We start from the raw sequence: 21154 nt of genomic DNA, 5'->3' as shown, positions 1-21154 counted from the left end.
TATCCAGCAACAGTCGCCTGACGCCGTAGGGCACAGGTCCGCCCTGGCTGAATCCGAGACGAGCCTGCTGCAGGTGCGCTCTGGAGACCTTTGCGGATAGCTCGCGGCTGTACTCGCTTGCCATCACCCGTTTCATATTCTTGGATCGCAGAGACCATGCTGCCGTCGTTCTCGAATTGTTCGCCGCAATATTCCACCGCGACGCCTGCATCACGACAGAGAAACTCGTAATGAGCGGATTGGTCCGTATCCGGAAAGCGGCCCCAGCGGCTGACGTCAAGGACGAGAATTGCCGAGAAAGTCGTTTGGCCAGTGACGACATCGGCTAGTAACTGCTTCAGTCCGTCGCGACCTCTTATGCTCAGGCCGCTTTTCCCAGCGTCTTCGTAGGTTTGGACGATAGTGTATCCGCGCCGCTCCGCGTACTCCGTAATGGCCATCGCCTGGTTCTCGAGCGAATAGCGTTGATGTTCAGTGGACATGCGAATGTAGGTGGTTACGCGAGCGAAAAGCTCTCTGGTCGGCAACGGACCAGTTGAGCCGTTTACCCGATGACGTCCTTGGCGACATCGGCATCTCACGTGACGAAATCATGTGCGATTTGCGAAGCCGCGCCATCCGTCATGCGGAGGCAGGCGCGGCCGGCACGACGATCGAGCGCACCAGGATCGCTTCGGCCTCGATCCCGAAACGGTTGGCCGCCGGCAGTGGCTACGCCTCGGCCGAGATCCCCTTTGGCTGGTCCACGAGCGCGCGATCGAGCCTTACATCGAGGCTTCGACAAGCAGCGGCGGGCGGATGGGACCTTCGAACGGCACTACACCTGCGACCCCAAGGACTGGATGTTGACCGACGGGAGCTGGGGAGGATCTCAAAATGATCATGTCAGTTGTTAAGTCCCTCGCGCCTGTGACGCTCGGCACCGTGCTGATCGCAATCAGTCCGGCTTCATTGTCGGCTTCTGACGCTCAGGACCTCGCGTTCGCTTACGCTGACATGCCAATCAAACAGCTGAAAGACGTCTATTTGGATTGCGAGCGGGGAGGCCGCCGGTGCGCTGGGGCGCTCCGCATCTGCTGGTTACTGACGATAAGCTGGTCTACCTTATAGTCGGTGCGGCCCCGGCCTTCGGACTGTCAGTTGCGTTCCACCACCACGAATAGCCTCGCTTGGGAGCGTGTTGGCGTTCATGTTAAACCCATCGCCACGGCTAAACCCACGACAAGCGAAATGGCCAGGGCGACAAATACTGGAAGATGATGCATAACGGCTTCGTACCGACCGCCAAGACAACGGTCGACGAACGTTTGGAAACAGTCCCATCACGGTCCCACACATGGCTAACAAAAGGTTAACCATCTCATCGCTAGCGGGCTAGTGGAGAGGAAACTCGCTAGCCGCCCCTAAGGCCCCTCACGTCTCGTCACTGGTTCAGCCCTCCGGCCCCCGTCAAAAACCGAGCGTCCCGGATCATCCGCAACGTCGACAACGCCAAGACAGCCGGCGAGGAGCTGGTGAAGTGGACGAAGCGTGGCCCTGGGTGGGACCTCGCGGTGCGCGTTTGCATGGCCGTATATTCGACGAGATGGAAGCTGAGGAGGCCCGCAAGGCATTCCTGGCTGCTGCAAAAGAGGAGGGGACGTTACTCCCCCAATGGCAACTAGCCAGGAAAGCGGTTGAAATTTGGGAGGGACGATGCGGTCGCGCTCTCCCACGGTGGGTACGTCCTCGGCTATGTAAGTGGTGACCTCGATGAGAGCGCAGCTTGCCTCGATCGCGCGCTCGCTCTCAACCCGAACTTGGCAGCTGCCTTGGGCCTCAACAGCTGGGTGAAGGTTTGCTTGGGCGAGCCAGACAGAGCCGTCGAACACGCCGCGCTTGCGATGCGGCTGAGCCCATTTGATCCGCGCCTGTTCGCTTGGCAGTTCAACACTGGGCTCGCTCATTTCTGTGCTGGCCGCTACGGCGATGCCGTCGCGTGGGCTGGAAGGTCGTTGCGGCACCAACCAAACTACGCGAGCGCGATGCGCGTAGTGGCGGCGGGCCATGCCTGGGCGGGGCGGCTCGCGGAAGCCAGGGAAATGATCGCCCGCTATGCGCGTTCGACCCGGCGCTGCGGCTTTCGAATCTTGCCGACGTATTGCCGCCGTTCCGGCGATTGGACGATCGGAATAGGTATACCGAGGGCCTTCGTAGGGCGGGACTTCCAGAGTAACACGTATCAGTTTAAAGGGCGCCGTTGCGTCCACATTGATCGGGGCGATTTAAGGTGCCCGCATACGTGTGGATCTTCGCAATGTGGCAGGCACCTCAGCCTTGTTTGGTCCGCGAACGATGACTGCCCAACCGGTTGAGCACGGCCGGGTCTCTATCCCAAATGAACGAGACATGGTCCGATCTCCTGCGGTTTCGGTTGGCACGCCTTCTCAGCGCTTGCTGGTGATCGCAGCTTTGCGGGAAACAAGCGTTTGAAGGCCCGTCGTTTCGCTGGATCGCGGATCTGGCGCTGTTCACGACTGGCTGGTGCAAAAAACCTCTCGATTCCCACTGTCGTTCCAACTGCACATCAAACGCTGACGGCCGAGGTTTGGCCGTGCGGGGCTATCCCGGTCGCGCAAAATCCGAACTCAGGAGTGAATGACATGCAGGACGATACAATGGTCATGGAAAAGGCTTCCATGAAGAAGGCGCCGCGGGAGCCGAGGAACGGCGTTGATACGCCCACCCTTCTGGCCACCATCAACGCCGTCGCGGGCCAGCCGGAGCTTGCCAAGTTCCAGTTCCGTGCCAAAAGCCGGTGGATTGCAGGCACCCACAGCAGCAGCACGATGACCAACTTCTTCGGAGCCGGCGTCGAGCAGTCCCACGTGATGGCCTACCAGGCTGATAGCGACCATCCAGCGGTCCTGTGCGGCGCCGACAACGGCCCGACGCCGGTCGAATATCTTCTCCACGCGCTTGCTTCATGCCTTACAGCCGGTATCGCGAACATTGCGGCCGTGCGTGGGGTGACGCTTCATCAGGTGGAAGCGACAGTGGAAGGCGACATCGACCTTCGCGGCATCCTCGGCATCTCAAATGAAGTCCGCAACGGCTATCAAGGCATCCGTATCTCCTTCAAAATCAAGGGCGATGCTCCTGCCGAGAAGCTCGAGGAGATCGTGATGCAGTCGCGTGCCCGTTCCGCGGTGTTCGACGTACTGACCAACGGCGTGCCGATCTCGGTTGCCGTGAAAGGCTGATCTCTGATCGAAGCAACATCGCCGGCTTCGTCCAGGAAGGGATGCCGCCGGCGATCTGGTGTCCCCGCCATATAAGGGTGCAGATTCCATGCAGCGCACAGATGTGGCCGTCATCGGCGCCGGACAGGCGGGTCTCGCCATGAGCCATTGTCTAAGCGAAAGCGGCATCGACCATGTCGTGCTGGAGCGCGGCCGGATCGCTGAGCGCTGGCGCAGTGAACGGTGGGATTCCCTTCGCCTGCTCACGCCCAACTGGATGACGCGCCTGCCCGGCGGCGGCTATCGCGGTGCCGACCCCGATGGCTTCATGACAACGGCCGAGACCGTCGCATTCCTGGAGAATTACGCGCGCTCGACAACTTCACCGATAGAGGACGGTGTGGAGGTGCTCTCGACCAAAAGGATCGACAGAGGCTTCCGGCTGCTGACCAATCGCGGCCAATGGAGCGTGCGTGCGATCGTGGTCGCGACCGGATACAGCGACAGGCCACGCATTCCGTCAATAGCGAGGCAGATCTCCCCCCGTATCAGGCAGATCGTGCCGCGGGGCTATCGCAATCCTCAGCAACTGCCTCAGGGTGGCGTTCTCGTGGCCGGGGCCTCGGCGACCGGCATACAACTTGCGGAAGAGATCAATCGCTCCGGGCGCCCAGTGACCCTGTCGGTCGGCAGTCATACACGCCTACCGAGGCTTTACCGCGGGCACGACATCATGTGGTGGCTCGACCGGCTGGGAATGCTTGCCAAGCCTGTCGCTGAAGTTCCGGATCTTGATGCAGCAAGACGGCAGCCCTCGCTACAGCTGATAGGCACACCCGAACGCAGGACGCTCGACCTTGCCGGTCTCGGGGGGCAAGGCGTTCGTCTTGTCGGTCGAGCGGCTGCCGCTGGCGACACACGCATTCGGTTCAACGGCGATCTCGCCGACACGACCACGGCGGCGGAACGCAGGCTGAGGCGGGTGCTGGCCAAGATCGACCGCGCGGCCGTCGGCGAGGGCCGCTGCCCAATCGATCCGCTTCCCATTCCGAACCTGATTCTGAACGCCGAGCCGACCGAAATCGACCTCATCGACCAGGGTATCGAGACCGTCGTATGGGCCACCGGCTATCGCCGGGAATACCCATGGCTGAAGCTGGATGTTTTCGACGCCCAGGGCGAAATCCTGAACGATGGCGGCGTCTGCCCGTATCCGGGTCTTTACGTGCTCGGCCTCAATTTCATGCGTCATCGAAGCTCCAGCTTCCTTGACGGTGTCGGCCGCGATGCCGAGGCGCTGACGGCGCACCTGGCAATGTTTCTCGCCGCTCCGCACCGAGCCGCGGCCTGACCGCCCAATACAACGCTGGCGCGGCAAAAATCCATGCTGCCTTCAACGATGAGGCACACGGCCGACCCCGACAAAGGTCCCCACTGGCGCCGCAGTCAGCGGCCCGCAACCAATGGAGAAAACAATGAGTGCAATGGTAAATCCATCCGGGTCCCTCACCACAACGCGAGGTTTGCGCGGGGCCGGCGGAACAATGTTGGCCGCAGTCTGGCGTTTCATTCGCATCCACGGGGATCGTCGGCAGCTTTACGAGTTGCCAGACTACATCTTGCGCGACGTCGGCGTCACCCGCTTCGAGATCAACTCGATCACCTCGTTTGGCAGGCGTGATACCAGCCGTCGGATGCGTCCTTCGAAGGAGGAGGAGGGCGGGGCTCGGTGACCGCCGCATCGACGTTCAATGTCTCGCATGAGGCGTGCAACGCACCGCTTGTAATCGCCCTGCACTGTTCGGGCGGCAGCGGACGACAATGGCGCGCATTGTTGGAGCGGCTCGACGACACGTTCCGGTTCAGCGCACCCGATCTGATCGGCGCGCCGGGCGGCGGAACCTGGACTGGTTCCGCCGCTTTCCGTTTGGCTGACGAAGCCGCTGCCATCATAGAAATGATCGATCGCCATGAGGGACTTGTGCATCTTGTTGGCCATTCCTATGGCGGTGGATTGGCGCTGCATATAGCTGCGAAGCGTCCACATCGAATAGCCAGCCTCTCGCTTTATGAGCCCTCTGCCTTTCACCTGCTGCGCGAGCTGGAATCGGAGGGGCACGAGGCATTGGGTGAGATCTTGGGGATCGCAGGCGCCGTTCAAGACGGCTTGATCAACGGCCGTTACCAGACCGCGACAGCTCGTTTTATCGACTACTGGGGTGGGGACGGCGCATTCGCTGCGATGAAGCCGGAACTGCAGGTGGCGCTTGTGCGGTTTCTGCCGAAGGCCAGCCTGGACTTCCAGGCATTGATCCATGAATCGACGCCAGCAAGCGAATATGCCCGGTTTGGCTTTCCGGTCCTGGTATTGCGTGGCGAATTTGCGCCAGTTCCAACGCAGCTCATCGCCCGGGAACTCGTTTCCCGTGTTCCGACTGCGATCGGGGCGATTGTTCCTGGCGCCGGACATATGGGGCCGCTGACCCACGCAAATCTGGTGGCGGATCGTTTGGTCCGTGGGATATTGTTGCACGACACCGCACGATCGCGAGCCGCGTGACCGCGACTTGCTTGCCCTAAGGGCAGCGCAAACCTTCGAAGCAGATCCTTGGGTGCGGGGGATCACACCGTAGCGGCTATGCGATCGTGCGCGATTTTTCCGGCCGGGACCTCTGTGTCGGAAAAATCCTCGCGCATCTGCATTTCTGAGTAGAGCCTGCCCGCTTCCGCGAGAGCGGCATCCGCGCTAGCAATTTTACCGCGACGCTTCGCGAGGCCGAGAGCCAACAAGGAGCGGGCAAGCTCCGGCCGCAATTCAACCCGCCTGGCAAGATTGCAGGCCTGTTCGAGCCAGCTAATGGCTGATCTGGGAGGTTTCAGCTCGGCAATACCGCGCAGTACGATGATCTCGCTCCACGGATCGCCACGTCCCCGTGCAAGCTCGAGCGCATGGCCCAGATTGGCCGCAGCTTCCGGCTCACACAGGCGCGCACGCACGCATGCGAGCACCGCGCGCGCGTGACATTCGAACTGGGCAAGATCGAGCCGCTCAGCCTCGGTCACCGCCATTTCCAAGGTGGCGCCCGCGTCGTAGTTGCGGCCGAGCAGGAATTCCGCGTGCCCAAGCATCGTCAACAGCCATGGCCGCAGAAGGATTGATGCGCTGGTCGCAGCTTCGGAGGACCACAACTGCAACGCCTCGACAAGCTCCGGCTCGGGCCCGCGCAGGACACCCACCACACCGGTGAAATAGGCGGCAGCGCAGCTGTCGATCGGGCGCGCCACTTCGGCCGCGACCTTCTGGAGTTCGGCAAGCGAACGCTCCGCATCGTCGAAACGGCCAAGGCGCGCTTCGGCCTGCGCGCGATGCCCCAGGTACCAAACCGCTCGCGCACCGAGCTGTCCGAAACGCTCCAGACGCCAAGCTTTGGTGAACCTCTCCTCATGCGGAACAAGCCGCTCGAGCACCTGCCGCGCCTCGCTGCGGATCAGAAGCGCCTGTGAGGCGGCCAGATCCGACTCGCTTATGCAGCGCTGCACGCCATTTGCCGTGGCGCCGCGCTTGAGTGTGTCGGCCGGTTCCAGCGCCTCCTCGTAGCGGCCATGGGAGCTGTTGAGATAGCTCAAATGGAGCAGCACCTCGGAGATGAGTTGCGGATCGCCCAGTTCCATGGCCAGTTCGCGCGCTTCCAACAGCTGCGGCAGCGCCTTCCGATAGGCACCCAGGGCGCCGTAGGCAGGCCGCATCCGCACCCGCAGGGCTATTGCTTGGGCGAGAGTTTTCGGATTTCGCGGCAACGCGGCGACTGCCTTGCGGGCGCGTTCTAGGAACTGGACGGCGGCGGAATAGGCCGAGCGTTCCTCAGCCCGACCCGCCGCTTGCAGCAGATAGTCCGCGGCAGGTTCCCACGCCTCGGCACGAAGCGCGTGCTCCGCCATTTCCTCGACGTGATGGTTCAGCGATCCGGCATAGAGCGTGTCCATCGCAAGCAGTGCACCCCGATGCAGCCTTTTTCGGTCCTCCGCCAGCAGGGATTCGTAGGCCACCTTGAGCGTCAAGGCGTGCTTGAACGTATATTCCACGTTAGGATAGCTCTGGACCTCGAACAGGAATTCCAGACTCTGCAGTTTGGCCAGGCATGATTCCAGTTCGGCATCCGGCAGCGGCGAGAGCGCGCTCAGCAGCGGATATGGAACATTCTTACCGATAACCGAAGCGACTTGGAGTACCTGCCTTTCCGAGTCACCCAGCTGCTGGATACGTGCGGCGATGAGCGACTGAACCGTCGAGGGGATGGTGATGGAGTCCACCGGCGTCTTGAGCTCGTAGCGGCCCGAATGGCCGACAAGTGCACCGTCCGCAACCAGTCCGCGCACCATTTCTTCCAGAAAGAGCGGTGTGCCCTCGGCCCGCTCGGCAAGTGTTTTCCGCAGTTCACCCAGGCTGGGATCGGATCCCAGTAATTCGGTGAGGAACTGGTCCATCTCGTCCCGCGCGAACCGCTCCAGCCTCATCTGCTGAAAATAGCCGCGGCGGTTCCATTCATGCCGGTACTGCGGCCTATAGGTGGCGAGAAGCATGATGCGGTTGGCGCCCATCACTTCGACCAGCCTGTTGACCACGGCCTCGCTCTCAGCATCGATCCAGTGCAGATCCTCTATAAGCATGGCGACGGGCGAGGCTCGGCTCAAGGCAACCAGAAAAGCGCTCATCGCCTCGGATACCCGTGAGGTCCGCTCCCGCGCATCGAGATGCAGCCACGCAGAATCGTTGACCGGCAGGTCCGCGAGGAATGAAAGCGGCGCCGCATGACGTGGATCCAGGTCCAGTTCCGCCTGCTTAAGGGCAAACAGGCGCTGGGCGTCCGCCAAGCCGTCCTCGCCGCGAATGCCACAAGCCGAGAGCAACAGCTTCTTTACAGTGCCTAGAGCGACCGATGAATCAAACTCCAGACCGCCGCATTCAAGGACAGTAAAACCAGCAACCTCGTCGAGGGAGAGAAATTCGTGGGCAAGTCTCGACTTGCCCATGCCGGGATCGGCGACGATGCCAATGATCTGGCCGTGGCCCTCCCTGACCCGGCGCCAAGTTGCAAGAAGCATTTTGAGCTCAAGCTCGCGCGCCACCAATCCGGTAAGGCCGCGGTTGGCCCTCAGGTGCCAGCGCGACAGAGCGTGGTTCTCGCCCAACAATTCGTAAATACGTTCGTCACGGCCAAGTTGCGGATGCTCCGAATGCGCTAAGCGGTGCATCTGCACATAGCCTCCGGCGGCTGCGCGCGCCCGGGCCGTTGCGGCGATCGTCGCACGGTGCAAGGCACGCATCAGCCGGTTGGCTGCACGCGGCGCGGCGCCGGCCAGTTCAACCTTGCTGCCTTCGCTCGTCCATTGTTGCCGCACGATGACCTCGCCGGTGTCTATTCCGGCCCTCAACCGGGTGCCGCCGTGGGAGAGCTCCTCCACGGCTAGCTTAGCCGCGAGCGCGGCGCGGCACGCAAGATACGCGTGATCCTCTGTGGCGCGAGCAAGGCCGAATGCTGCCGTGATTGTCCCGTCAGCAGACGATGTGATGGTACCGCCATGGCTCTCCACGACCTGTATCAAGCGATCCTCGAGGGGCTGGAATTCGCGGATCGCCACCTCCGGATCTTCTGTTTCGAGGAGATGCATGGGACTGACCACTTCCGCGGCAAGCACGGTTATGTACTGCCGAGAGCGGTTGATTCCCAAGGACGCCGGAGGACCCGCGAGTTGCTGCGTCTGTTCGGGGTCCGCAAGAAAACGACGCGTTTCATCCACAAAGGTTGCGAACGCTGGTTCGTGACCAAGCAGCACGTGATTGGCGCTATCGAGCGCAACGAAACGCGCGCCGGGGATTTTCCCAGCGATTGCCTGACCATATCGAACGGAATGACGGCATCCCCAATGGCATGCATCACCAGGGTCGGAACGCGAACTCGGGGCAACAGGTCGTCCACATCGATGACGGCGCCTTCCTCGAAGATTCGATGGGCAATCTCCGGCGAGACGGTACTGCGTTGCAGCTCATTGTACCAATTCTTCTGTTCCGGCGTTGCTTCCGGAATGAAGAGGGAGGTGAACATCTGGCGGAATACCGGGTCGTCTTGGCCCCAGCCCTCCTGTATTAGCGCTCCCATGGCTTCGCGACGCGCTATTTCGCGCTGATTGCCTCGTTTGCGCCAGCCCTTGGTAAATCCGCCATACAGCACCATTCCCGCCACGCGCTCAGGATGACTGCCGGCATCCGCGATCGAGACGGCACACCCTTGGGAAATGCCAAGCAGGGATACGCGGCGCAGACCAGCGGCATCGATGATGCTCTCCAAGTCGGCGACCATGGCATCAAAGGAAAGGTCGGCGGGATACCGGTCTGATAGGCCGTTGCCGCGCTGGTCGTAGCGTATCAGCTGGTAGTGCGCGGAGAGGCCCTCGATCCAATGCTTCCACACCGGACTGTCCCATTCGAGCTCGAGATGGGACATCCAGTGGGCGGCCCTCACCAAAGGGGGACCTTGACCACTCAATGCGTAGGCCAGGCGCGCGCCGTCGGGTGTCGTGCACCGGCGGATCTCCTGCGCAAGCACCACTTCCGGCGGAGAAGCAAGCTGCATCTCCAGCGTAGGCAGAACCTGCGTCGAAGTGACGGTCTCACCCGCGGGAGCGATCTGAGTGTCCGTTCTCGTGGCGCTGCTTTGGACCATGGCGGACTGCCGTGCAGCCTCGCTTAGACGGCGGATGTCGGCTCGAAGTGCGCCGTCCTCGGGCTCCAGCGCCTGCAGGTCATGCGCGTACGGAAGCGCCCGAGCAGGGCAATCATCCGCCAGCCGGTCGACGAGCACGCGAAGGATGCGCAGACGCGTCACGTGTAGTTCGTCGGCAGTCGCAATGCGCCAGGCCTCGAATTCCGGACAGCGCGGCAATGAAAGGTCATCCAGGAAACGTCCGCGAAACGCTCGGGCGAGGGCCTCCAGTTGCTCCCGTTCAAGGGCCTCTATGTCGCGAGCGCCGAGACCCCGGAGAGGCGCGATGTCCAGCGTCATTTGGCTGGTGTTCAGGCGAACTGCGTTGCGGTCGGCTTGCAGGATCTCGCCCTGCCCGAGGTCGACGACCTGCCGTATCTTGGAGAGACTCCAGCGAAGAGCGCCGCGAGGATCGTCCGGTACCTCCCAGAACATTTCGCAAAGGCGCTCGCGCCGCTGCGGGCGCTCGACAAGCGCAAGATAGGCCAGCAGCGCCCGCGTCTTTTTCGAACGCGGCAAGGAAACGACCTCGCCATGGCGAAGGACGGTCAGATCTCCGAGGAGGCGAATTTCGAGCGACACTTTGCCGATCCCAGTGCGCCTGCTAAATTAGCGGTAGAATGTATCAAGTTCGTGCCGCTGCCGAAACCGTTCGTTTCAGAAACGCGAGCGATCTGACTTGCTCCTCGCTTCGGGGAGGTCGGCACGGAAAAGTCTACATGAAGCCGAACCGGAAGCGGATGGCGTCCGTGTTGCCTCGTTCTGGGTTGGTAGCGACGATGCGTCTCACGCCGCCGCCCGCATCCATCGGGGCAGCAGGCTGTCGGGATTTGCACATGCGCCGGGTGTGTAGTTTGCGCCAATAGACTCCAGCCGGGCGCCGAGCGTGCCGTCTCGCCATGCTGCAAGTGTATCTAGGCAGCCACCGAGATGCTCGCCGCCGACAAAGACCTGCGGAATTGTAGGCGAGCCAATCCGGGCTCTCAGGGCCTTTCGGATTTCTCCGTCCAGGCCGATCTTCTGGAATTCCGGGGTATCGATGTCGATGGACTTGTAGGCGATTCCGGCACGATCGAAGAGCTTTCTTACCGTCCAGCAGAATTCGCACCATGTCAGAGCGAACATGACTACCGGGTGCTCCAAATCATTGATCGCCTCATCAATAAACTCATGCGCCAACGGATCGATTTGGATGTCGTTCGCGGGCGCCGATGACAGCGCGAAGGATGGCGGCCGGTCGAAGCGGTAGCCGGGTGTAGAGTGAGAGATCGCCTCCTCGGCCTCCGACATTTCGTCGCTGATATGATCGAACAGGATCGTGCTGAGATACCGCTCGCCTGTGTCAGGCAACATGCAGAGCACGCTCTGGTCCGGGCCGGCGCGCCGAGCGATTTCCAGTGCCCCGCTCAAGGTTGCTCCGCCGGAGATGCCCGCCAATATTCCCTCTTCCTTCGCAAGCCGGCGTGCGACTTCTAGGGCGCTGGCACCTGAAACGGGCAGGATCTCGTCCACAAGGTTGTCGGCCATGGCATTGCCTACAATTTGCGGAATGAAATCTGGGCTCCACCCCTGCATCGGGTGTGGCCGGAAGCGGGTGTGCGCTCGTGTCGGCAGTCCGTGGTCGTCAAAGCTTTGGGGAATGCCGCTCGACAGCAGTGCCGAATTATCGGGCTCGCACACGATGATTCGCGTTTGCGGCCGCTCGCGCTTGAGCACTCGCGCCACACCGGCAAGAGTTCCGCCGGTCCCTGTGCCGGTGACCCAGTAATCGAGTGGACGGTCCTGAAAAGCCGCGAGAATTTCGAGCGCTGTCGTGCGGGCATGAATATCGGCGTTGACGGGCGTCTCGAATTGCCGGCAGAGGAACCAGCCGTGCGTTTCGGCCAGCTCGATCGCCTTGGCCAGCATGCCGCTGCCACGCTCGACGGCAGGTGTCAACACGACCTTGGCACCGAAGAAACGCATGAGCTTGCGGCGTTCGAGGCTGGCGTTTTCCGGCATGACGATAACAAGAGGATAGCGTTTCGTGGCGCAAACCATGGCGAGCCCAATGCCTGTGTTGCCACTCGTCGCCTCGATCACGGTCTGGCCAGGTCGAAGTAATCCAGAACGCTCCGCTTGTTGGATGACGGCGGCGGCAAAACGGTCCTTGACCGATCCGCCAGGATTGAACGCTTCGATCTTGGCATAGAGCGAGGCGGCGCCGTTGTTTATGCGCGAAAGGCGCACGACCGGCGTGTCACCGATCGTGTCGAGAATGCTGTCGTGGATTGGGCTCATCTCAGTTGGTCCTTGTTTAGCGACGGCGGCATTCCGTCCCTTTGATCTCTGAAATTGGCAGGAAAGCCGAGGTTTGCAGCGTTTGACCCAACGTGGAATTCAGCGATTCCAACGCTTGAATCAGTGGCCCACTGCAGGATCTGGAAGTCCGCCGCCGCATGGGGCCAGCGCTCTCGCACCGAACGACGCCAATACAGCCAGCACGGCCAGATTGGCTGCGCCCGCGGCAGATGCAATTAGGAAAGCGGGCCTATAGCTGCCGAAGTGGTCATAGACGAAGCCGCCGAAATAGCCGGCCATGCCCATGCCTACCCAGGCGATCAGCATGACAGTGCCGAGTGACTGGCCAAAGCGTTCGGCTGGCACAAACTGGCGTACGCAGAGGATCAGGCAGGTCATGTTTCCAGCAAAACCAAAACCGAAGACTGCCGACAGCACCAAGAGGCTCAGCTGCTGGTCTAGCGCGGGAAAAATCGCAACGCATGCCGTCTGAATGAAAGATGCCAGTGCATAGGCAGCAAGGTTGCCTGCCCGGTCGGCGAGGAGCCCGAATGCGATCCGCCCGGCGGCGCCGAACAGCATCGCGATCAACAGGCTGAGCGATCCGACATCCGAAGATCCGCACACGGCCGTGACGAAGCTCGTGAGGTGCATCAGCGGGACCCCCATGCAGGCGCAGCAGAGAAAGGCTGCCGCAGACAGGAGCGCCACGGGAGAAATCCGGCCACCTTGGAAAGCTGGCTCTGTTGAAAAACGCACGGGGACGGGAAGAACGTCGCCGAGGGGCGGCCTTTGAACCGCAGGCAGAAGGATCGCCAGCGCAGCCATTGTCGCCGCCGCCATCACCGCATATGCGAAGCGCAGCCGACGCCATCAATCAAGGCATTCGCGGCGTACGGCAGTATGCCTTGACCTAGGGCTCCTCCTGCTGTGACGGTCCCCACGGCGAGGCCCCGGCGGCGGTCGAACCAGAGCCCGGTTACCGCAAGTACCGGCGCATAAAGACAGGCAAAGCCGAGCCCGCCCAGCGCGAAATTGGCGGCATAGATCTGCCAGAGCGAAGTTGCGAAGGACATCGCGGCAAGCGCTATCACCATACCTGCCGAGCCGATGAACAGCAGGTTTCTGGTATTCAGGCGATCGGACAACCGGCCCCAGAACAGCCCGCCCAAGGCCATGCCGACGCTTGACAGCGTGTAGGCAAGGCTAATATCGGCTCGCGACCAGCCAAACTCCGCCTCAAGCGGCCTGATAAAAACGGATGTCAGCGCGAGGCTACCAAATCCGAACGCCATGGCAGTCGTAGCACCGGCCGCAGCCAACAGGCCGCGCAGCCGCATTGTGTTACCCCGAACCTCGCTGTTTCCAGCCGCTGGTGATTGACGATTCGACATGTTTCTGCCCTCAGAACATCTTCGAAGCTGTCATCGCCCAGCGGTATGGAAGCAGGCGTGTGCATCAGCGTAGAAACTCCGGACCCGGCCGTGGAAACGGCCCACTTTGGACCTGCAATCTACCCGACAGGAGGGGCTGATACCGAGATCAGGCCTAATCGAGAATGGTAAATCCCCAGAACCAGACGAGGCGGACCAGTGATCGGATAGCCGGCGCCGTCTGACAGACGTTGCAGATATGCGGGCTCTGATGTAATTTAGCACTTGATCAAGTGAGAAATATGCCCGCTGCCGCGACGGCTTTTCTCCCTTTTTTGTCCCGGCAGATTGCATGCTCTCTAACGGACCTGGCTACCCCATGCGGTGTTCTTGTGGTCGCGAGGTAACAGCGTTTATGGGGTTGCCATGCTCCGACTTTGCGCAATCGTCGCAGCCTTCCTCCTTGCGAGCTTCACGACTTTTCACGCTTGCGCCGACCGAAGGGTCGCTTTTGTCATCGGCAATTCGGACTACCGACAATTCCCCGCGCTCAAGAACCCGGTCAAGGATGCCGAGGACGTGTCGAAAACATTTCGACTGGCAGGATTCGAGGTCTTCGTCGCAAGCGATCTGACGAAGCTGCAATTCGAAGAACAGTTCCGCAATTATCTTGCCGCCGTTGACGGCGCCGACCTTGCGGTCGTCTACTATTCCGGTCACGGTTTTCAGATCGGCGGCGAAAATTTCCTGATCCCGGTCGATGCCTCCTTGAAGGAGGCGGCGGACATCGAGGTCCAGGCCATCAAGCTCAACGATGTGCTGGGACAATTGCGTTCGAAATCGAAGATCCAGGTGATCATCCTCGATGCCTGCCGCAACAATCCGTTTCCGCGCAAGAACTACTGGCTGAGAGACCAGCTCATTGCCACCGGTAACGCCGGGCTCGCCCAGGTCAAAAGCTCGCTGAACACGCTGATTGCATTTGCCACCGAACCCGGGGCGGCGGCGTATGACGGGGCCGGCGAACTCAGCCCGTTTTCGGCGGCGTTTTCCCGTCGCGCGCTAGCGCCTAACCAGGAAATCCGCACCGTAATGGCGGCGGTACGCCGCGATGTGGTGGAAGCTACAAACGGCCTCCAAGTTCCCTGGGAGAACTCATCACTGATTGACGAAGTCGTGCTGATGCGCCGCAGCAGTCGCCCCGCACTGCCGCCGGTGCTGGAGAAGGTCGTGCTGTCGGGTGTTGGACCCGTCGGCTTGGGTCTGCCCGAACCGGTAGACATCGACGGCGGCACGATCACCCTGAGCATTGAAAGACCGCCTGCCCTGGGGCGCCTGATGCTGGACGGCAACCCCGTCAGGGTGGGCGTGCCGATTCAGGGCAAGGACCTCCCGCGCTTGCAGATGGACGTTCCCAAGGGTGTCGCTGCGCAGGAAGAGGTGGATATGCTGGCCTATGCCACGCATGACAATTGGGGCGGTCAAACCCAGGGCATTCTGGTGTTTCGGGTCAAGAGCGGCAAAGGCCCACAGGGTAAACAGATCATGGCCTCGCTCGAGGCCGAGCAGAAGCAGAAGGTATTGCAGCGTGGCATTCATATCACCGGTGCGGCAGAAGCGATCGAAAACCGCGACATCGATGTTCCCATGGGCGTCGGTCCGGTCTTCCTGAAGCTTGACTTCCCGACCGAAGATCCCGCTGTCACGCTGAAAGTTTCGAAATATCCGACAACGGGAACGCTCTCGCTGCCCGATCGAACCCTGTCGCCCCAGTCGAGCCTGATGGCCGCAGAGGTCGATCGACTGCGCTACGAGCCACAGATCGGCGCCGAAGCCACGGTCGAGGTCGGCTTCGAGATTCGGGCGGACAGCAGCTCATCAAAGCCAGCCACGATGAAACTCTCGCCAATAGTCGATCCTTGCGATACGGCTGCCGGCGAACCTCTGGACCTGCAAGGCGTCGTCCCCGGCCTGCTGCCGAACGAAATTGGCGCCAGCGCGGTAGAGCTTTGCGAGACCGCCGTGAAGGCTTATCCCGACGTTGCGCGCTTCCGCTATGAACTTGGGCGCGCGCTCCTTGCGGCAGGCAAGGTCGATGAGGGCAGGACAGCCATCGAGCAAGCCGCCAAGAAGGGACACGTACGTGCCGTGTTCGAGCTAGGCTACATGTATGCGACCGGAACCGGAATGGCCGTCGACCGCGCACAGGCCAACGCGCTTTACGCCGCTGCGTCCGACAAGGGGGATCCCTACGGCATGACGTCGTGGGGTCGCGCCTTGTTCAATGGGTATGGCGTCAAGCCCGACACGGCCAAGGGCTTGGACCTGCTGCTCAAGGCAGCGGCGATGGGCCATACCTATGCAATGAACGATCTGGCCGCGATCTTCACCGAGGGCCGCAACGGCGTGACCGCTGACCAAGCCCGCGCCGTTGCGTTCCTGCAGGCCGGCGTCCAGCGGCAGGATATGTATTCTATGAACCTGCTCGGCCGCAATTACTTGTCTGGGCAGGGCGTTGAGAAGGATCCGAAGACGGCGCTGGCGCTGTTTCAGCAGGCAATCGATCTCGGCCAGCCCTATGCGCCCGGCAGCCTCGCACGCATGTATCGGGACGGTGTCGGTGTGGAACGGAGCCTCGCGGAAGCGCAGCGATTGTTCGAAATCGGGATCGCACGGGGTGACCCGTTCGCAGCTTACGATCGCGCGGCTCTCGAAATGCAAAAAGGCGACAAGGCCGATCAGGGTCATGTCGTGCGTTTCCTTGCGTTTGCGGCTGCGCTCGATGTGCGCAAGGAACTGCCGGACGCCCAAAGAGCGCTGGCAAAGTTCGGTCCGAAGCCAAAAACAGCGGCCTTGAAGCAGCTGCGCCAGGAACTGAAATCGAATTTTCCCCGGTCGGGTTCACTGGACACGCAACTGGTTAACGCGGCCAGACGGGCTTGGGAAGAAGCCAATCCGCGTCGGGACTTGTTTTGACTGAGGAGGAGGCAATGGCAGGCAGAGTATTGAAACAGGCAATACTTGGAACAGCGTTATCCGGCATCATGGTGGGCCTCATGGGTTGCACCTCCCTGGTCCCTAGGGTTGAACCGACGCCGCTGGTCGCCACGCCCGCGCCAAAGGTTCTTCGCAGAGTTCCCCCGCCAAAGGTCGTCCGCAGGGTTGCTCCGTCAAAGGTCGTCAAGCCTGCTCCCAGGAGGGCCGCCAAGAAAGTGATCATACCGGTTGAGGAGGAGCCTGTTCCTGCGCCTGTGTTCATTCCTCCTTCGGGCGGGAGCGGCGGGAGCGGCGGGAGCGGTGGGAGCGGCGGGAGCGGCGGCGGGGGAGGCGGCTGGGGAGGATGATCAGCTCAAGTTGTGAGGGCCAAGAAGGATCGCAGAGCCCAGAAGACAAGCTGCCTTGTGTTTGGAAAATCTGCGACGGGTTGTTTCTCCCGTTCATCAAGGACGAAAGAAACGCGAAGGCTGGCATCTGATTGAGGGTCGGAAAAGCGCGGCGCGCCGGTTGTCGCACATCACTAGGCGGTCTCGAGCCGGCTGAACCGAACCGGAATGAGTTTCCGGGTCTCGAGCTGCCCTGCCGCATCCTTGTCGATGACAGTCAGAAACTGTGCTTCTTTAGATCCCAAAGGCAGTACCAGCCGTCCCCCCGGCTTGAGTTGCGTCAGAAAAGCCGGCGGTGTCTGCTCAGCCGCCGCCGTGACCAGGATTTTGTCGAATGGGGCGTGCTCGGGCCAGCCGCGAGACCCGTCTCCGACACGAATGCCGACATTGGATAAGCCGAGGTCATGCAGGAGAGCCTCCGCACGGCTTGCGAATTCCTCGATGATTTCTACGCTCCAAACTTGCCCGGCGAGTCCCGCGAGGATTGCGGTTTGGTAGCCCAGGCCGGTGCCGATCTCGAGCACCGCCTCGTGCGGTTGGGGAGCAAGAAGATCGATCATGAGGGCGACGATGAACGGCTGCGAGACGGTTTTATCGAAGCCGATCGGCAGCGGCATGTCCTGGTAGGCGTAAGGTGCAACCGAAGCTGGCACGAAGAGATGCCGCGGCAATCGCCGCATCGCTGCCATCACCCGTTCATCGAGCGCCGCCTTGCCGAGTTCTTCGCTTGCAAGGTCGGTATGGATTGCAATCATCTCGACCATGTGCCTGCGTAGGATGGCCAGGTGCTCTTCGTTCATAGGCTTCATGACGGTGGGACTTTCCTCAACCAGCTTGCTGCCAGAGAGCCTTATATCCTGTTCGTCACAGTAGCGCCCGCTATCGTTTCCAACACGGGTGTCCAGGGCAGGGGTGGGTGACCGTCTTGGCAGTCAAGGGCGCTGTGTAGTTCACGTCCCTGTCCGGGTTATCCTCGGAGAGAATGGCCGGGCGACTTGTGCTGAAAATTCATGGCGAGTGTCAGAAAAGGTTCGTCTTGCCGTGGGTCAACCGTAGTGAAGTTTCGGTTTGGGCTCGGTGCCGGTGAATTTGACGCCGATGCGGTCGTTGCGACGCCAACGAACTTCCGATCTATAGGCAACTCCATCGACCGACACGTAGAGCAAGAAGCGATCGGGAACCCGAGCTTCGGGCGCGACCTTCAGCTCGGCGCCCCCCTCATGCTGATTGCGCAAGGTGCAGCTGATCTCGGAATTCTGGATCCCGGTGATGATCGTCCCGCCCTTTAGCACACGTGGGCGGCGCTCGCGCCGATGCTCGTCGGAACTCTGATCAAGTGGATTGGCGGTGTTTGCCATCGATAAAATGCCAGATCTGCCGAAATTCACCCTTAAGTATAAAACACCGAACACAGACGCACAGCAATGGGCGATCATGTTGCTCAGGTATGTGGCATTCTAGGACATGCTCAGGTAATATCTAGCAAAGGTTCCGCGTTGCCGACGTGTCGATCAGCACGGGTTCCAAGCTTCTGGTCGACGCCGGCCCCGTAGCCGTCGAACTCCACCTCCTGAATCCAAGCATCGCCGTGGGGCGGCTTCTCGATCAGGGTCGGCATCAAGGCTCAATGAACTCTAGCCGGCCGGTGCTGGCGTGCGGTGCCAGACGCATCGACCATTCCGGGGCGCCTTACAGCTTCTACACAGCGGAATTGCCGCCACGTACTTCATTCGCATGTATCATTACATTAGGTCTAGCTCATATACTCACAGTCAAGCGAGCACTCCCAAAGGCTCGCTGGTCAGGCCCAGCGGTCTACCCTCGCCGCAAGCCGCTGGGCCGCTAGAACGAGCGCAACGGATGGCGCCGACTTCATGACGAGGATTAAAATCGGGGTCAATTGAATGTGTACGTTTGCTGCAAATGTTCCGGGCCGGAGCCCTTGCTCGTTCGAGGGTTCGAATGCTGGAGATGCAGGCGTGGCCAAGAAGCCGTCTATTGCCGGTTTAGCCAAAGACTTGTCTAATGTTGCGCTCACATTCAATTGTCCGAATTGCTCGCATCCGGCGGTAAGGAAAGGCTCTGCACTAAGAACGATTGCGCACTTCAGATGCCACGGGTGCAACGCCAAGGTGCGGATCACTTATCAGCAGAAGCTAGCAATCTTCGAAAAGCACAGGCTATCGGCCGCCCGGGGCGCGCTGCGACAACTCAACTCTGCTTTGCGGTAAGCCTAGCGGCTTCGCCCAACGTCATGTGCGGCACGGCGCTGTCACCCCAATCTGATCCCAAAAGTCCAGCCGCGAGGCGTTGCGTAGACCCTCGTCGCCGCGCAGTGCTTACGCGGCCAATCAGTCCCGGCTTGATCCATTGAGTGGCTGGGCGCTTCGTGCACTTTGGCGACGGCCCGGCATGCTCATGCACCCGTTTCCATAGCTCGCGGATCATTCGGGGTCGAATTAAGAGGCGAATGCGGGGCTTGCCAAGCTCGCGCTCAATGCCGAGCAGTTGGCCGAGCGCGGCCGCCGGACTTGTGCCCGTCGGGGCACTCTTTGCTGAAGTTGCCCCGTGATCGAGACTGGCAGGACTAATGTCCCCAGAGTCGGACTTTTTGCTCCAGGACCACCGTTTTCCTTCGCAGACTCAGCCAGGGATCACGTCATGCGCTGGGACTGTCAGGAGTTCTGTGCGAGGCCATGACGATGGAAGGAAAGAATCATCACATGGCTATCGGGAAAGAATTTCTGGACCAGCTGCTTGCCGGTCGTGATCCGAACGAGGTTTTCGCCAAGGGGGTTGCTTGACGACCTGAAGAAGGCGCTTTCGGAGCGCATTTTGAACGCCGAGCTCGACGAGCACTTCGATGAGGAGAGCACCGAGAGGAACGTCAATCGCGCAAAGGCCATTCGCGGAAGTCGGTGCTGACGGGCACATCGAAGATGACGCTGACTATCCCGCGCACCGTGCCGGAACCTTCGATCCGAAGCTGATCGCCAAATATCAGCGCCGCTTTCCAGACTTCGCGATGGACGCGTTCGAAACTGCGGCCAAGCATCTCGACAATGGCTATGACCGGCCGGCATTTGCTGCGGCGGCAGAGTAGCAGATGTCAGGCGTTCAAGATTTTCGCTTCCTTGGCGGCGGTCAGAAATGCCGCGCGGGCTACCTCCGGGGCGCTTCCACCGCCGAGCACCTTCATGCAGGCCATTCGTGCCTGGATGCGGCGCCCCGTCTCTCCAATGGGCCAATCATACAGCAGCATTTCGGCGGCCTCGCGGGTGCTCGAAACACTGACTTTGCCCGAGGACAGCAACAGGGTCACGGGCTTTTCGAACGTGCCGACGTCTCGTTCGCTGGTCATGTTCTGGTTTCCTTTCGCGGTGTCCCTACGACCCTACGGGCGAACACCACATTTCGTTGCGTCACGATTGACCCGGTGCGCGAACATTCGGTGAGAAGCTCCTTGCGACTGCATGCCCTTGGGGCATTCCTGCCGGCATTGCCGAGGGGTGAGAATGTTAATCCTCGGCCTCGACATCGCATGCGCTTGGTATGAGCCCGGCTCATCGCTCTCGATCAAGACTGGCCTGATCAAAGCCATCGGCGAGAACGCCGAGGAGCAGGGGATCGCTCGGTTGCCAGCTTCGCGCCATGATCAAGGCAACAGGCCCGACTTTGTGTCGATCGAGCAGCCGATGGCCAACGTGGTCTCATTCAAAACGTGGTCTCATTCAGGAAGACCGCCAGACGCTTACGCCCCCAGCGACGAGCAAACTGCTAACCCGATCGCCTTGCAGCGCGAGGGGCTGGCCTGCGCCGCTGCGGCCATCATCAGCGACGGCTACGGTATCCACTGGGAAACAATCCCTTTGTCGACGCAGCGGAAGCATTTCCTTGGCATGGGCTGCTCGCCCGGCTTTGACCACGCCATGTGGAAGCGCACTGCGGTCGAGCGCTGCCGGCTGCTCAAGACGAAGAATGCGGACGCCGCATAACGACGGCCAGCGAAGCGTGTCAGGGGTTCAAATTGCGAGAGCGCGTCACCTACATCGACGGTACGACCCGGAGACATGGGTAACAGAATGTACCTAAGACATGGGTGACAACCTCGTGCCGAACGGGTTGTCGATGGTCTG

17 protein-coding genes and 1 pseudogene are annotated in these 21154 nt (G+C 61.0%); 8 read left to right on the top strand and 10 right to left on the bottom strand.

Annotated features, from left to right (window positions below; all coding sequences use genetic code 11):
- Window positions 1-482 (bottom strand): recombinase family protein (locus NKJ17_RS31865; RefSeq protein WP_352691678.1); only part of this gene is annotated, 482 nt, incomplete at its 3' end.
- A gap of 53 nt (window positions 483-535) precedes the next feature.
- Between NKJ17_RS31865 and NKJ17_RS31860 the strand changes: the two genes are divergently transcribed.
- The 5 genes from NKJ17_RS31860 to NKJ17_RS31840 all read left to right on the top strand — a co-directional run bounded on the left by NKJ17_RS31860 (window position 536) and on the right by NKJ17_RS31840 (window position 5781).
- Window positions 536-880, top strand: coding sequence for a hypothetical protein (locus NKJ17_RS31860; RefSeq protein WP_352691676.1), 345 nt, complete (start codon window positions 536-538; stop codon window positions 878-880).
- Window positions 881-2642: 1762 nt separating this feature from the next.
- Window positions 2643-3242, top strand: a complete 600-nt coding sequence (locus NKJ17_RS31855; protein WP_352509282.1) for an OsmC family protein — start codon at window positions 2643-2645, stop codon at window positions 3240-3242.
- A gap of 88 nt (window positions 3243-3330) precedes the next feature.
- Window positions 3331-4572: an NAD(P)-binding domain-containing protein gene (locus tag NKJ17_RS31850; RefSeq protein ID WP_352509283.1), complete on the top strand. Its 1242-nt coding sequence runs from the start codon at window positions 3331-3333 to the stop codon at window positions 4570-4572.
- A gap of 193 nt (window positions 4573-4765) precedes the next feature.
- A complete protein-coding gene (locus NKJ17_RS31845) occupies window positions 4766-4954 on the top strand; it encodes a YjiS-like domain-containing protein (RefSeq protein WP_352509284.1) in 189 nt (62 codons plus the stop codon).
- Window positions 4951-5781 carry an alpha/beta fold hydrolase gene (locus tag NKJ17_RS31840; RefSeq protein ID WP_352691675.1) on the top strand — a complete coding sequence of 277 codons (831 nt, stop codon included), beginning with the start codon at window positions 4951-4953 and terminating at the stop codon, window positions 5779-5781. The genes NKJ17_RS31845 and NKJ17_RS31840 overlap by 4 nt, the downstream gene beginning before the upstream one ends.
- Before the next feature lie 62 nt (window positions 5782-5843).
- Here the strand turns inward: NKJ17_RS31840 and NKJ17_RS31835 are convergent, their stop codons facing one another.
- From NKJ17_RS31835 to NKJ17_RS31815, 5 genes are all read right to left on the bottom strand, one after another.
- Window positions 5844-8891, bottom strand: coding sequence for an ATP-binding protein (locus NKJ17_RS31835; RefSeq protein ID WP_352691673.1), 3048 nt, complete (start codon window positions 8889-8891; stop codon window positions 5844-5846).
- A gap of 29 nt (window positions 8892-8920) precedes the next feature.
- Window positions 8921-10564: a bifunctional AfsR/SARP family transcriptional regulator/alpha/beta hydrolase gene (locus NKJ17_RS31830; protein ID WP_352691671.1), complete on the bottom strand. Its 1644-nt coding sequence runs from the start codon at window positions 10562-10564 to the stop codon at window positions 8921-8923.
- A gap of 204 nt (window positions 10565-10768) precedes the next feature.
- Window positions 10769-12262 carry a cysteine synthase A gene (gene cysK, locus NKJ17_RS31825; RefSeq protein ID WP_352509288.1) on the bottom strand — a complete coding sequence of 498 codons (1494 nt, stop codon included), beginning with the start codon at window positions 12260-12262 and terminating at the stop codon, window positions 10769-10771.
- Window positions 12263-12382: 120 nt separating this feature from the next.
- A complete protein-coding gene (locus tag NKJ17_RS31820) occupies window positions 12383-13090 on the bottom strand; it encodes an MFS transporter (protein ID WP_352691670.1) in 708 nt (235 codons plus the stop codon).
- A gap of 14 nt (window positions 13091-13104) precedes the next feature.
- Window positions 13105-13602, bottom strand: coding sequence for an MFS transporter (locus NKJ17_RS31815; RefSeq protein ID WP_352691669.1), 498 nt, complete (start codon window positions 13600-13602; stop codon window positions 13105-13107).
- A 459-nt stretch (window positions 13603-14061) separates the two neighbouring features.
- On the opposite strand from NKJ17_RS31815, the gene NKJ17_RS31810 reads away from it, so the two are divergent.
- Window positions 14062-16611, top strand: a complete 2550-nt coding sequence (locus NKJ17_RS31810) for a caspase family protein (protein WP_352479183.1) — start codon at window positions 14062-14064, stop codon at window positions 16609-16611.
- Between the two features lie 541 nt (window positions 16612-17152).
- Here the strand turns inward: NKJ17_RS31810 and NKJ17_RS31805 are convergent.
- The 3 genes from NKJ17_RS31805 to NKJ17_RS31795 form a co-directional block, all read right to left on the bottom strand.
- Window positions 17153-17827 carry a protein-L-isoaspartate(D-aspartate) O-methyltransferase gene (locus tag NKJ17_RS31805; protein WP_352691667.1) on the bottom strand — a complete coding sequence of 225 codons (675 nt, stop codon included), beginning with the start codon at window positions 17825-17827 and terminating at the stop codon, window positions 17153-17155.
- Window positions 17828-18064: 237 nt separating this feature from the next.
- Window positions 18065-18376 carry a PilZ domain-containing protein gene (locus tag NKJ17_RS31800; protein ID WP_352479185.1) on the bottom strand — a complete coding sequence of 104 codons (312 nt, stop codon included), beginning with the start codon at window positions 18374-18376 and terminating at the stop codon, window positions 18065-18067.
- A gap of 110 nt (window positions 18377-18486) precedes the next feature.
- Window positions 18487-18636: a hypothetical protein gene (locus NKJ17_RS31795; RefSeq protein WP_352509289.1), complete on the bottom strand. Its 150-nt coding sequence runs from the start codon at window positions 18634-18636 to the stop codon at window positions 18487-18489.
- Between the two features lie 1105 nt (window positions 18637-19741).
- Between NKJ17_RS31795 and NKJ17_RS31790 the strand changes: the two are divergent.
- A pseudogene (locus NKJ17_RS31790) lies at window positions 19742-20040 on the top strand (transposase); the annotation flags it as partial.
- An 87-nt stretch (window positions 20041-20127) separates the two neighbouring features.
- On the opposite strand, the gene NKJ17_RS31785 reads toward NKJ17_RS31790, so the two are convergent.
- Window positions 20128-20379, bottom strand: a complete 252-nt coding sequence (locus NKJ17_RS31785) for a DUF982 domain-containing protein (RefSeq protein WP_352509291.1) — start codon at window positions 20377-20379, stop codon at window positions 20128-20130.
- A gap of 154 nt (window positions 20380-20533) precedes the next feature.
- On the opposite strand from NKJ17_RS31785, the gene NKJ17_RS31780 reads away from it, so the two are divergent.
- A complete protein-coding gene (locus NKJ17_RS31780) occupies window positions 20534-21013 on the top strand; it encodes a hypothetical protein (RefSeq protein ID WP_352691664.1) in 480 nt (159 codons plus the stop codon).
- Window positions 21014-21154 lie beyond the last annotated feature (141 nt).

This window comes from Mesorhizobium sp. M0208 (assembly GCF_040322015.1).
Lineage (GTDB): Bacteria > Pseudomonadota > Alphaproteobacteria > Rhizobiales > Rhizobiaceae > Mesorhizobium.
Note: the sequence above shows the minus strand (reverse complement) of the source record. Positions and strands in the feature narration are given on the sequence as shown.